Raw genomic sequence first — 13,038 nt, forward strand, 5'->3', positions numbered from 1 at the left:
AGCGCCGGCCCCGGCGGAGACCCGCCAGCCGGGCCCGGTCGTGCCGCCGCAGGGACCGGCGCCGGTGCTCGGCACCGATTACGAGGAAATCCCGGGCGGCACCCCGTGGCAGCCGGTCCCGGGCAAGGTCGAGGTGGTCGAGGTGTTCGGTTACGTGTGCCCGGCGTGCGCGGCGTTCGCGCCGACCGTGGAGCCGTGGAAGAACAAGCTGCCGGCCGACGTGGCGTTCCACTACGTGCCGGCGCCGTTCGGCCCGGAGTGGGATCCCTACGCGAAGTCGTTCTACGTCGCCGACCAGCTCGGCCTCGTCGACCGCTCGCACATGGCGTTGATCGACGCGATCCACGTCAAGAAGTCGATGCCGGGCGAAGGGGACACGCCCGACGAGCAGAAAATCGCGAACTTCTACGCGCAGTACGGCGCGAACCCGAAGCAGTTCTACGACATGATGCACAGCTTCGCCGTGTCGACGAAGGTCAACCAGGGGCGCCAGTTCATCCAGCGCAGCGGCGTGACCGGCACCCCGACGGTGATCATCGACGGCAAGTACCGCATCACCGGCGGCAAGACCTACCCCGAGGTGCTTCGCATCGCCGACCACCTGATCGCGCGCGAGCGTGCGGCGATGGCGGGCGGCGCGCAGCCGGCTGCCCCCGCCAGCGGCGGCTGACGCGAGCCCGTGATCCAACGCCGGCTCAAGCTTCTCAGCGCGAACATCCAGGCGGGCTCCAGCACGCGCGGCTACCACGACTATGTCGCGCGCAGCTGGTCGCACGTGCTGCCCATGGGCGACAAGCGCGGCAGCCTGGATGCCATCGCGCAGCTGGCGGGCGGGCACGACATCGTCGGCCTGCAGGAGAGTGACCCGGGCAGCCTCCGTTCGGGTTTCACCAACCAGACGCACTACCTCGCGCAGCGCGCCGGCTTCGCCTACTGGAGCCACCAGCCGAACCGGCGCATGGGCGGCGTCGCGTCCAGCGCCAACGGCATCCTCAGCCGCATCGAGCCCACGGACGTCGTCGTGCATTCGCTGCCCGGCCGGGTCAAGGGGCGCGGCGTCATGCTCGCGCGCTTCGGTCGCTGCGACACGCCGCTCACGATCGCGGTCGCGCATCTGTCGCTCGGCGCGTCGTCGCGGCTCGACCAGCTCAGCTTCATCGCCGAACTGCTCGCCGGAGACCCGCATGCGGTGCTGATGGGCGATTTCAACTGCACGATCGAACAACCCGAGATGGACCTGCTGTTCAAGCGCACGCGCCTGCAGCCACCGCCGCACGCGGTGCCGACGTTCCCGAGTTGGGCGCCTCTGCGCGCCATCGACCACGTCCTGGTGGGCGACGGCCTGCAGGCGCACGCGCGCATCGCGATGCCCGCGGCGTTCTCCGATCACCTGGCGCTGTCGGTGGAACTCGACGTGCCCGAACACTGCCTGCAGTGAGCGTCGACCGCGCACCGCGCGCCATCAGGAGCCCGCGATGACCGATCTGCCCAACTGTCCTGCCTGTGCATCGACGCTGACGTATTCCGACGGCGCGATGCTGGTCTGCCCGGAATGCGGTCACGAGTGGTCACCCGCCGCCGACCCCACCTCCGGGGACGCGCCCCGTGTGCACCGCGACGCAGTCGGCAACGTGCTAGCGGACGGCGATTCGGTCACGGTGATCAAGGATCTCAAGGTGAAGGGCGCCAGCGGCGCGCTCAAAGCCGGGACCAAGGTGCGCGGCATCCGCCTCGTCGACGAGGACCACGACATCGACTGCAGGATCGACGGCTTCGGCGCCATGAAGCTGAAGTCGGAGTTCGTGCGCAAGGCGTAGCTGCGGGTATCGCCCAGGTCGCCGGCCTCAAGCCCCGCCCGCGTCGCCAGCTGCCCGGTCCTCCTGCCCCAGCGCGATAGCCACGCGCCCGCGTAACTCGTCGTCGGCGAAGACGTCGCGCAGGAGCTTGAGTGCATGTTCCAGCCGCGGGCTTTCCGCCAGGCGCATGCGCTCGATCCAGCGTTTGGATGGCGTGTGGTCGGCCAGGTCGATGCCCGTCGCCTGGCGGATTTCCTCGAGCTTGCGAAGGCCCCGGCGCAGCGTCTCGCGTTCGCGTCGCAGCACCGGGTCACCCTCGGCGGCCTCGTCGCGAACCCGCTGCTGCCGTTCGAACTCGCGCCGATGATGTGACGCCAGGGCCGCGAGCTCGTCGGAATCGAAGCGTGCGCGGGCGCGCATGAACGAAGCGAGGAATGCACGCGTCAGCGGCTCCGGGTCGCGGGTGGCCGGCACGACGCGACGCCGGATCGCGCCGCCGGCCCCCAGCTCCCACAGTCCCCAGCCCACGGGCAGCTCGCCGTCCTTGACCACGCCGGATGCGGCGAGCACGCACCAGCGGTCGCAGTAGCGCGCGATGCGGTCGGCCTTGTGCGGATTCTTCAACTCGGCAAGCCAGTCCCCGCGCGCGCACTTGAACTCGAAACCGGTGAGCTCGAAGCCGCGTGACGCGTGCATCGACATGACCACCGCGTCGGCGCGCGAGCCGTGCACGCTGCCGGTGGCGTCGCGCACTTCGAAGACGGTGACGAATTCGTCGGCCGGATGCGCGAGCTTGAGCGCCACGCACAGGTCGTGGCTGGTGGTCTTCGACCCGCTCATGGCGACGGTTCGCTGGCAACGACGGACACGCGTATCTCGACGCCGGGGATGTCGAGCCAGTGTGGTCGCGCGCGATCTCAGCGGGCGCGACGGGGCGCGGACGCCTGATCCGGGTGCGCCACGGTGCGGCACATGCCGAGTCTCGAGGCCTCATGCCGGTTCAGTGCCGCGGCCGCCCGCGGCCCCACGAACACACTTCGGGTCTTGCGCCTGACCGCGCCGACCGCCGCAAAAGAAAACGGCCGGTGGATATCCACCGGCCGTTCCATTGCATCGGAGCGATGCGTGCTGCGGTTAGAACTTGTACTGCACGTCGACGTACCAGAAGCGGAACGGCAGGTCGTACGTACCGGCGTCGTAGCCGTTGAGCGAGCAGCTCACGCAGATCGGCGCGTCCTTGCCGAACAGGTTGTTGACGCCTGCCGACAGCTTCATGCCTTCCATGCCGAACGCGTGGTTCCACGAGGCCTGAACGTCGTGGTACGTGGTCGCGCCAAGGTGGGCGAACGGAACGAACTTCGGGTTCGCAACGGTCGTGCCGTTGGGCCCCGGGATCGTCAACGTTTCCGGGCAATTCGCAGCCGGCAGTTTCGCAGCGTTGGCGCAGTATTCGCGGACGGCGCCGACATAACGGATGTCCCAGCCGAGGTTCCAGTCGCCCATCTTCCAGCCGAGCTGCAGGTTGGACTGCCACGACGGGATCGCGCTGTCGTTGACCTCGATGCCCACCGCCTGCTGCGTCTGGTTGCCGTCCGTGTCGACCGCACTGAAGCCGATGGTATGCGTCGACTGCAGCGACGCCGTCAGCTGGCCCCAGTCCATCGGGCGGCTGGCCCAGTTCACCTTCACGTCGACGCCACTGGTGGTGATCGTGCCGAGGTTGGAGAGGAAGTCGGTCGGCGGATTGAGGTTGCCGCCCGCGCCGCGGGTGAAGCCCGAGCAGGCCGCACCGGAGATCGACCCGTCATAGCAGCCGTTGAGCAGGGCCTGGATGTCCGGCGCCTGGATCGCGTCGGTCACCTTGTAATGGAAGTAGTCGGCCTCGAAGTCGAAGCGCGACGCCCAAGCCGAGCTCCATGCCGGCGACCAGACGAAGCCGAGGTTGTAGTTCTTCGACTTCTCCGGCTGCAGGTTGGCGTTGCCACCCGTGAAGGTGGTGATCTGCGTGTTCGCCTGCTCGAACGTAGGCGACACGCCCGCCGCGGTGCAGCGCTGGCGGTACTGCGGGGCGCCGCCCGGCGTTCCGGTCGGGCCGCAGGGATCGACCAGGGTGGCGCCGAACTGCGTCAGGCCATACAGCTCGCCCAGGTTCGGCGCGCGGAAGCCTTCCGACCACGTGCCGCGAACAACGAGGTCCTGCATGGGCTGCCAGCGGAAGCCGACCTTGCCGGTGGTGGCGCCACCGAAGGTCGAGTACTGCGAGCGGCGGAGCGCGAAGTCGGTGCTGAACGTGGAGAGCCACGGCACCAGCATTTCCGCGTAGAGCTCATTGACGTGGTAGCTGGCCGAGATCGGCGCGGCGAACGAGTCCTGCGACTCGCCACTCTGGCGCAGCGGATCGGGGTTGAAGTCGCCCTGGTACTTGCGGTGCTCTGCGCCGACCGCGAAGCCGGCGTGGCGATCGCCGATGTCGAACAGGTCACCGGTCAGGTTGGCGCTGAACAGGTCGAGGACCTGCTTGCTCGCATCGCGCTGGTCGGTGGTGACGTAGTCGAACATCGCCTGCGTGATCGGACGCGCCTGGCCGCCGAACAGGTCGAGCGGCACGCAGCCCGGCACGGCGCGGCAGACGTTGACGTCGCCGAGCGCGAGCTTGAGCTTCGCCACGTTGAAGCCGTTCTGGAAGCGCTGCTCGGCCTTGTTCTCCGAGTGCACGTAGTCGACGTTCCAGTCGAGCGTGCGCGCACCCGCGTTGAACGCGCCGTCGAAGCCGAGGTTCACGTACCAGGTGTCGACGTCCTGGCTGAAGAGGCGTGGCCCGAGTTCGAGCGGACGACGTGTCACCCAACCGAAGTTGGTGGCGGGGTCGAGGGCGATCTGGGTCGGGTTGTACGGATTGTTCGCCGCGATGACGATCGTGTCGGCGATGCCGCCGGTGCCGGCGAACGGACCGACGAAGATCGGCTCCGGTGCTGCCTGGTTGCGCGAGACGCGGTTGTTGTACAGCGCCTTGGCGTGGAACGACAGGCCTTCGCTGATGTCGTAGCGCGTGCTCGCGAACAGCGACTTGCGCTTGCTCGGCGTGAGCAGCAGGTTGTACGGCGCGAAGTTGAAGCGGTCCGCGCCGCTCCAGTCGTGGTACGTGCCCGGCGCCGTCGTCGGGTTGCCGCCGTTGTAGTTCGGCGTCGCGCCGTTGTTGAGCGTGAGGTCGAACCAGTCGTTGCCCGCGGGGTCGCAGAAGCCGGGCGTGCCGGCGGTGGCGATCCGCGGATCGCAGAACGTCAGGCGGCCCTGCGGGGTCGCGGAGCTGCCCGCGCCGAGCCCGGCACCCGGGACGGGCATCGACGACTGCCCCCACGCGCTGGAGCTGATGCCGCGCTGGTCGACGAACGCCGCGCTGAACACGCCGCTGAACTTCTCGGTGCTGCCGCCGATCGTGATGTCGGCTTCGGTGTCGTCGCCGCCGTGGCCGTAGCTGCCCTGCTTGGCATGCAACTGCACGCCGTCGAATTTCTTCTTGGTGATGATGTTGACGACGCCGGCGATCGCGTCGGAGCCGTAGATGGCGGACGCGCCGTCTTCCAGCACTTCGATGCGCTCGACGATGGCAAGCGGGATGGTGTTGAGGTCGGCCGAGCCGCTCACGCCGGAGGCGGAGGATTCGTTGACCCAGCGGATGCCGTCGACGAGCACCAGCACGCGCTGGCTGCCGAGGTTGCGCAGATCGACCTGCGCCGAACCGGCGCCGATGCCGCCGCCGCTGGCCGGATAGCCGAAGTTGCCCGAAGAGTTGAACTTGGCGTTCAGCGCCTTGCCGCTGGCGGTGAGCTCCTGCAGGAAGTCGCCGATCGACGTCGCGCCGCTCTGGTCGATCTGGGCGCGGGTGATCACCGAAACCGGCTGGCTGGTGACCTTGTCCGACTGGCGGATGCGCGAGCCGGTGATGGTGACCGTGTCGAGCTGCTGGGGCGTCGCGTCCTGTGCGGCCGCAAGGCCCGGGACGGCAACAAGAAGGGACAACTGGATGGCTTTCGCCAACGTGTGTCGACGCAACGCTTTCATGAATTCTCTCTCCGTAAGAAATGCACAAGCAGGCCCCGCCGCTTTGGTTGAACGCGGCGTCACGGGGGTTGTAAACGTTTCATGAAATCTTCACAAGCGCCGGACTTCAGGGGGACTCGCGGCTGCCGATAAGCGGCGCGCCTGCGAGATGGCGGCGACGCCGGAAATGCCGGCCTGCCGACGACAGCGCGTTCAGATCGCCCCGCTATAGTCCCGGCATGCGCCTATCCGTCCCGCCGCTGCCCGCTGTCTCCGCGTTCGCCTTGGCGATCGCACTGTCCGGCTGCGCGCAGATGGCTCCGCCGGAGCGGGCCGCGGGCGCCTCGCCGCCGGTCGCTCCCGCAATGCCGACGCAGTCGTCGCGCCTGGATCCGCAGCTCGCGCGCGTAAAGGCGGCGATCGTCGCGGCTGAGTCCGGGGCGTTCGACGCCGGCGCCAACGCCGACCTCGCGAAGCACCCGCTTTACGGCTGGGTCGAATACGCCGGGCTGCGCCGCGACCTCGGGTCGCTGGACGACGCCCGCGCCGACGCCTTCCTGCGCCGCTACGGCGGCCAGGCCGTCGGCGAGACCTTCCGCACGCAGTGGCTGGGCGAAGCCACGCGTCGCCAGGACTGGGCGGCGTTCGACGCAGCGTGGAAGCCGACGATCAAGGACACCGCGCTCCGCTGCAGCTGGCTGCAGGCGGAGAACGCACTGGGCCGCGCGGACGCCAGCTGGACGCAGCAGGCGCAGTTGATCTGGCGCGCCGCCGGCGAATCGCTACCGTCGCAATGCGATGCGGTGTTCACCGCGCTCGATGCACGCGGCGGCCTGACCCCGGAACTGCGCTGGGAACGGTTCGACAAGGCGACCGAGGCGTGGCAGCCCAGCGTCATGCGCGCCGCCGCGCGCGGCCTGCCCGCTTCCGATGCAGCGCTCGCGAACGACTATGCGGCCTTCATGGAGGCCGTCAACGACCGCGCGCTGCAATGGCCGCGAACCGACCGCAGCCGTCGCGTCGCGTCGTACGCCCTCGCGCGCTACGCGAAGTCGGTGCCGCAGGACGCACAGGCGCAGCTCGACAGGTTCGGCCCGGCGCTGGGCTTCACCGAACTCGAGCGCGGCCGGGTGCTGTACCAGTCCGCGCTGTGGACGGCCTCGTCGTACGAGCCGGGCTCGGCACAACGGCTCGCGGCGGTGCCCGAGTCCGCTTACGACGACCGCCTGCGCGAATGGCGCGCGCGCGAGGCGATCGCGCGTTCGGACTGGTCGGCCGCGTTGACCGCCATCCGCAGCATGCGTTCGCCCCAGCACGACGACTCGCGCTGGCTCTATCTCGAGGGCCGCGTGGCCGAGAAGCTCGGCGATCGCGAGGCCGCGCAGCGTGCCTATCGCGCCGCGGCGGCCAAGCCCGAATTCCACGGCTTCCTCGCCGCCGACCGCCTCGGGCAGCCGTACACGCTGTGCCCGTGGATCCCCGGTGATTCGCCGACCGCGCGTGCGGCGGTCGGCAACGATCCCGCACTGCAGCGCGCGCTCATGCTCCACGACATCGAACGCGACGGCTGGGCGGTGGCGGAATGGAACGACGCGGTGTCGCGCTTCGACTCGATGCGGCGCATCACCGCGGTCGAGCTTGCGCAGCAGCACGGCTGGTTCGACCGCGCGGTGTTCTCGCTCGGCAAGGAAGACCCGGAAGAGCTGCGGCTGTACACGTTGCGCTTTCCCATCCGCCACGAAGCCACGATCCGTCGCGAGGCGCAGCGCAACGGGCTGGATCCGGCGTGGGTCGCCGCCGAGATCCGAGCCGAGAGCGTGTTCAATCCGAATGCGCGCTCGGGCGCCAATGCGATCGGCCTGATGCAACTCGTGCCCGCGACGGGCGCCTCGATGGCGGCGAAAGTCGGCGTGCCGTGGAACGGCGAGCAGAGCCTGTACGACCCCGATACCAGCATCATCCTGGGCACCGCCTACCTGCGCCAACTGCTCGATGGTTATGGCGACGGCAAGCCCTACTTCACCCTCGCCGGCTACAACGCGGGCCCGGCGCCGCTGGCGCGCTGGAAGTCGCAGCGTCCGGGCATGGATCCGGATCTGTGGATCGAGACGATCACGTACAAGGAAACGCGCGACTACGTGGCGCGCGTGCTCGCCTTCAGCGTGCTCTACGACTGGCGCATGACCGGCAACGCACTCCGCGTCAGCGATCGCCTGCGCGGCGCATTCGACGGCCAGCGCACGTCGTTCACGTGTCCACTCGCGAACAGGCCGGCCGCGCCGCAGGCGATGCCGCCGCAGGCGAGGCGCGGCTGAGGCATCCTTGCCGCATCGAAACTGCGGAGATCACCATGGGACTGCTCGACACGCTGCTCGGCCACGCGGGCGAGAAGGACATCACGGGCCTACATGCGGAATTCGGCCCGCTGCTCGCGAAAGACGAGGCGTTGCAGCGCGCATTCGGTTTCGTTCGCGACCTGATCGTGTTCACCGATCGCCGGATGATCATCGTCGACAAGCAGGGCGTCACCGGCAAGAAGACGGCCTACCTCAGCATTCCGTACCGCGCCATCGTGATGTATTCGATCGAGACGGCGGGCCATTTCGACCTCGACAGCGACCTGCGCATCTGGGTCTCCGGCCAGGCCGAACCGATCACGCGCGCGCTGGGTCGTGGCGCAGGCGTCCGCGACATCATCGCCATCCTCGCGCAGGCCACGCGCTGAGGATGCGCGTCTACCTCGTCGGCGGCGCCGTGCGCGATCCGTTGTTGGGCCTCGCGCCCGGCGATCGCGACTTCGTCGTCGTCGGCAGCACGCCGCAGCAGATGCTCGACGCGGGATTCAAGGCCGTCGGCCGCGACTTCCCGGTGTTCCTGCATCCGCAAACGGGCGAGGAGTACGCGCTCGCCCGCACCGAGCGGAAATCAGGGCGGGGCTATCGCGGCTTCGTCGTGGACGCCGACCCGTCGGTCACGCTCGAGGACGACCTGCAGCGTCGCGATTTCTCGATCAATGCGATCGCACGCGAGATCCGCGACGACGGCAGCCTCGGCGACATCGTGGATCCGCTCGACGGCGTGGGCGATCTCGAGCGACGCGTGCTGCGGCATGTCGGCCCCGCCTTCACCGAGGATCCCTTGCGCGTCCTGCGCGCCGCGCGATTCATGGCGCGCCTCGCGCCCATGGGCTTCGCGGTCGCACCCGAAACGATGGCGTTGATGCGCGAGGTGGCAGCGTCGGGCGAACTGGCCGAACTCACGCCCGAACGCGTCTGGCAGGAACTGCGGCGCGCCCTTGCCAGTGCCACGCCGTCCGCGTTCCTGCGCACGCTTCACGATGCGGACGCGCTTGTCGCGGTGCTGCCGGAGGTGGACGCGCTGTACGGCGTGCCGCAACGCGCCGAATACCATCCGGAAGTCGACACCGGCGTACACGTCGAAATGGTCTGCGACATGGCGGCGGCGCTCGCGCCAGGCGACGACGCGATCGGCTTCGCGGCGCTGGTGCATGACCTCGGCAAGGCCCGTACGCCGCAACACGTGCTGCCCAAGCACATCGGCCACGAGCAGGCGGGGCTGGCGCCGCTTCGCGATCTCTGCGATCGCCTGAAGGTGCCCGGCGCGCATCGCCAGCTCGCCGTCGCCGTCTGCCGCGAGCATCTGAACGTCCACCGGTTCGACGAACTTCGCGCCGGGACGGTCGTCGACCTGCTGCAACGCTGCGATGGGTTCCGCAATCCGCAACGCATCGCGCAGATGGCGATCGCCTGCGAGGCGGACAAACGCGGTCGGCTGGGGTTGTCGGACGTGCCGTATACGCAGGGTGCCGCACTGGTAAATGCGCTCGAGGTCGCGCGAGCGGTTCGGCTGGACGCCGACGCGCAGGCGGCGCTGCAGGGCCCGGCGGTCGGCGAGGCGTTGCGGTCTGCACGCATCCGGGCCGTCGCCCAGGCGACCGGCAAGAAACCCTGACGCGAGAGCCGCGGGCTCCCCTCAGTCGGCGATCTGCGCGAGCAGCTGCATCAGCACCGTCTGTTCGACCGGCTTGACCAGATGGTGGTCGAAGCCCGCCTGCGTGGACGCCAGGCGATCCGAGGGCAGGCCGTATCCGGTGAGCGCGATGAACACGCTGGGGCCGGCGTTGGCGTGTGCGCGGATATGACGCGCGAGTTCGTAGCCGGTCATGCCGGGCAGGCCGATGTCGAGCAGGTAGACATCATGTGGCGCCGAACGCTCGGTGACCCGCTCGAGTGCGGCCAGTGCCTCGGTGCACACGGTGACGCGGTGGCCCGACACGCGGAGCAGTTCGGCCAGCGTCGCGCCAGCATCCTCGTTGTCGTCGACCAGCAGGATGTCGAGCGCACGCGCGGCGATGTCGCGCGCCGTGCCGGGCTCAATAGATTCCGGAACAGCGGCCGACAGTGGAAGCGTCACGGTGAACGTGCTGCCCTGGCCCGGCCCGGCGCTGTCCGCTTCGACGCGGCCTTCGTGCAACTGCACGACGCTCTTGACCAGCGCGAGACCGACGCCCAACCCGCCTTGCGAGCGGTCCGGGGTGCGCTCCGCCTGCGTGAACAGGTCGAATACATGCGGGAGCAGTTCGCGCGACATGCCGACGCCATTGTCGCTGACCGCGACCACCGCGGACGGCGCGTGCGATGACAGGCGCACGCAGAGGTCGCCCGCATGCGGCGTGTACTTCGCGGCATTGTTCAGCAGGTTCGCTACGACCTGGATCAATCGCGTCCGGTCCCCTAGCACCACCAGGGGCTCATGGGTGAGGTCCAGGCGCAGCACATGGCCGCGCGTGTCAATCAGTGGACGCACCTGCTCGACGGCCGAGCGCACGACATCGCGCAGGTCGAGCGGCTCGCGTTCGAGTTCGACCAGCCCGCGCGTGACACGCGAGACATCCATCAGGTCGTCGATGAGGTCGCGCATGTGCGCGACCTGGCGCGAGATCACGGCGCTCGCACGATCGATCACCGCCGCGTCGCCGGGTGCCATCTGCAACAGGCGCGCCGCCGAGCTGATCGGCGCAAGCGGGTTGCGCAGCTCGTGCGAGAGCAGCGCCAGGAACGAATCCTTCGCGCGGCTGGCGTTCTCGGCGTCGCGGCGCGCATCGCGCTCGCTCTGCAGCAGCACTTCCTTGTCGAGCTCGAGCTGGTGCTGGCCGGTCACGTCGGCGACGAGCACCAGCCGGGTGTCGTTATCAAGCCGCGCGAGCCGGCAATTCAGGTGCAGCGCCGGCTCGAAGCCGGGCGGACTGAACGCGGTGGGCGCGGAGACGCCGTCGGCGGCGCACGACTCGCAGCGCTGCATGAGGGCGTCGAGCAGCGCCGTGATCCGTGGCATCGAGGCCGCGTCGTCACCGGTGCGCAGGATGCGGCGCATCTCGTCGTTGAGTTCCAGCACCTGGCCGTCGGCCGCGGTCAGCGCGATACCGACGGGCGCGGTGCGAAACACCGCCTCGAAGCGCTCGCGCGAGAGGCGCTCGGCATGTTCCGCCGCGCGGGCGCGCAGCAGCGCGTTGATCGTGGCGATCAGCACGCCGGGTTCGACCGGATGCGTGAGGTACGCATCGGCGCCGGACTCGAGGCCCCGGATCTTGTCCTCGTCACGCATGCGCTGCGCGCTCAGGTGCACGACGGGCACGCGCGTGTTGACGGTCCCGGCCCGCAACCGGCGGCACACTTCGAAGCCGTCGAGGTCGGGCAGGTTGACGTCGAGGACTACCGCTCCGCAGCCCGGGGCCAACGCGAGCGCCTGCACGCCGGTCGTGGCCTCGACCACGTCGATGCCCGCGGCGCGAAGGTAACGGACCGTCGCATATCGCGTTGAATTGGTGTCGTCGACCACGAGGATCGGCCGATTCGACTGGATCTGGCCGATCATGCGACCGCTTCCGCAAACGCTCCCGGGTCGGCCGGGGACAGCGACGGCAGCACCGCGTGGAACGTGGAGCCGACGCCCGGTGTGCTTTCCACCTCGACGCGTCCGCCCAGCAATTCGGCGAAGCGGCGACACAGCGACAGCCCGAGCCCGGTGCCGCGTTGGTTGCGCGAGCGCGCGGAGGCCAGCTGCACGAAGTCCTCGAACAGGTGGCCGAGATCCTCGGGCGCAATGCCGATGCCAGTGTCGGCAACTGAGAACCGCACCCACCCGTCAGCCTCGCGCCGCGCCGACACGGTGATCGTGCCTTCCTCGGTGAACTTGTATGCGTTCGAGATGAAGTTGCGCAGGATCTGCGCGACCTTCTGGTTGTCCGAATACATCGGCGGCACGTCTTGGGGTTCGCGGAACACCACGGCGACCGCGCCTGCAGTGGCGATCGGCCGGAACATGCCGCGGAGGGCGGAGAACAGGTCGATCAGTTCGAACCAGTCGGGCGAGACGGTGATACGGCCGGCTTCCACCTTCGCGAGGTCGAGCAGGTCGTCGACCATCTCGCTGAGTTCCGCCGCGGCTTCCTGGATGAAGCGCACCTGCCGCTCCTGCTCGTCGGAGAGCGGCCCGTCGAGCCGGTCGACGAGCAGCCGGCCCATGCTCTGGATGGAGACCAGCGGCGTGCGGAATTCGTGGCTCATGTACGACAGAAACCGGCTCTTGAGTTCGGAAACCTGGCGCAGCTGTTCGGCCTGGTCGTCGAGTTCCGTATAGAGCGCCACCACGCCGTTGTTGGTTTCGGCGAGCTCGGCGTTCAGCGCGTCGATCTGCGCGCGCGCATCATCGAGCTGGCGACGGACCCGATCGTTTTCGTCAGTCATCGCACGCCCCCCACCTCGACCACGACCACCGTTGCATCGTCGCGCACGCGTCGCGCATCGCGGAACAGCACGCCGGCCACCACCTGCGGATGACGCGTGCGCAGGCCGGGATAGGCATCGAGCGACCAGCGCGCCGAAAGTCCATCGGTATGCATGATCAGCAGGCCGCGCGAAGCCTCGCGCCGGTTCTCGCGGACGGCGGGGCAAGCGACGCCGAGCGTTCCGTTCTGGCTGGCGAATCCCTGGCCTACGTGCGCTGCGAGGGATACCGCGACATTGCCCACGCCGGCCTGCACGAGCGTCGGCGGCGTTTCGCGCAGCACCACCATCGCGCAGCCCGCGCCGCGCGTGCCGTGGCAGCGACGGTGCGCGTCGGTCAGGCAGCGCACCGGGTCGTCGGGGCGCTCACGGTGCGCGTCGAGCACCGGCCTTAC

General features: G+C 69.1%; 10 protein-coding genes and 1 pseudogene. 6 read left to right on the plus strand and 5 right to left on the minus strand.

From position 1 onward, the window contains the following. The 3 genes from FW784_RS08170 to FW784_RS08180 form a co-directional block, all read left to right on the plus strand. The coding region (locus tag FW784_RS08170; RefSeq protein WP_205123581.1) for a thiol:disulfide interchange protein DsbA/DsbL at nt 1-670 on the plus strand (670 nt) is incomplete at its 5' end. A gap of 9 nt (nt 671-679) precedes the next feature. Further along, a complete protein-coding gene (locus FW784_RS08175) occupies nt 680-1,438 on the plus strand; it encodes an endonuclease/exonuclease/phosphatase family protein (RefSeq protein WP_149352856.1) in 759 nt (252 codons plus the stop codon). 37 nt (nt 1,439-1,475) lie between these two features. Continuing rightward, complete coding sequence (locus FW784_RS08180) at nt 1,476-1,817, plus strand: zinc ribbon domain-containing protein YjdM (RefSeq protein ID WP_149352857.1); 342 nt, start codon at nt 1,476-1,478, stop codon at nt 1,815-1,817. Nucleotides 1,818-1,844: 27 nt separating this feature from the next. Here the strand turns inward: FW784_RS08180 and FW784_RS08185 are convergent, their stop codons facing one another. Continuing rightward, a complete protein-coding gene (locus FW784_RS08185; protein WP_149352858.1) occupies nt 1,845-2,636 on the minus strand; it encodes a hypothetical protein in 792 nt (263 codons plus the stop codon). Between the two features lie 294 nt (nt 2,637-2,930). Continuing rightward, nucleotides 2,931-5,858: a TonB-dependent receptor plug domain-containing protein gene (locus tag FW784_RS08190; protein ID WP_149352859.1), complete on the minus strand. Its 2,928-nt coding sequence runs from the start codon at nt 5,856-5,858 to the stop codon at nt 2,931-2,933. 344 nt (nt 5,859-6,202) lie between these two features. Here FW784_RS08190 and FW784_RS08195 point away from each other — a divergent pair, with 344 nt between their 5' ends. The 3 genes from FW784_RS08195 to FW784_RS08205 are packed head-to-tail and all read left to right on the plus strand — an operon-like array spanning nt 6,203 to nt 9,809. After that, entirely contained in the window at nt 6,203-8,152 is a 1,950-nt protein-coding gene (locus FW784_RS08195; protein ID WP_235893619.1) for a lytic transglycosylase domain-containing protein, read from the plus strand. Nucleotides 8,153-8,187: 35 nt separating this feature from the next. Continuing rightward, a complete protein-coding gene (locus tag FW784_RS08200) occupies nt 8,188-8,562 on the plus strand; it encodes a PH domain-containing protein (protein WP_149352860.1) in 375 nt (124 codons plus the stop codon). A gap of 2 nt (nt 8,563-8,564) precedes the next feature. Further along, nucleotides 8,565-9,809 (plus strand): multifunctional CCA addition/repair protein, encoded by a 1,245-nt coding sequence (locus FW784_RS08205; RefSeq protein ID WP_149352861.1) that lies wholly within the window; start codon nt 8,565-8,567, stop codon nt 9,807-9,809. Between the two features lie 21 nt (nt 9,810-9,830). On the opposite strand, the gene FW784_RS08210 is transcribed toward FW784_RS08205, so the two are convergent. The 3 genes and pseudogenes from FW784_RS08210 to FW784_RS14355 form a co-directional block, all read right to left on the minus strand. Beyond that, nucleotides 9,831-11,732, minus strand: a complete 1,902-nt coding sequence (locus FW784_RS08210; protein WP_149352862.1) for a hybrid sensor histidine kinase/response regulator — start codon at nt 11,730-11,732, stop codon at nt 9,831-9,833. After that, nucleotides 11,729-12,604: a sensor histidine kinase gene (locus tag FW784_RS08215; RefSeq protein ID WP_149352863.1), complete on the minus strand. Its 876-nt coding sequence runs from the start codon at nt 12,602-12,604 to the stop codon at nt 11,729-11,731. The genes FW784_RS08210 and FW784_RS08215 overlap by 4 nt, the downstream gene beginning before the upstream one ends. Continuing rightward, a pseudogene (locus FW784_RS14355) lies at nt 12,601-13,038 on the minus strand (hypothetical protein); the annotation flags it as partial. The pseudogene FW784_RS14355 and the gene FW784_RS08215, both read right to left, overlap by 4 nt.

Origin of the sequence: Cognatilysobacter lacus, from assembly GCF_008274655.1 — a bacterium.
Lineage (GTDB): Bacteria > Pseudomonadota > Gammaproteobacteria > Xanthomonadales > Xanthomonadaceae > Cognatilysobacter > Cognatilysobacter lacus.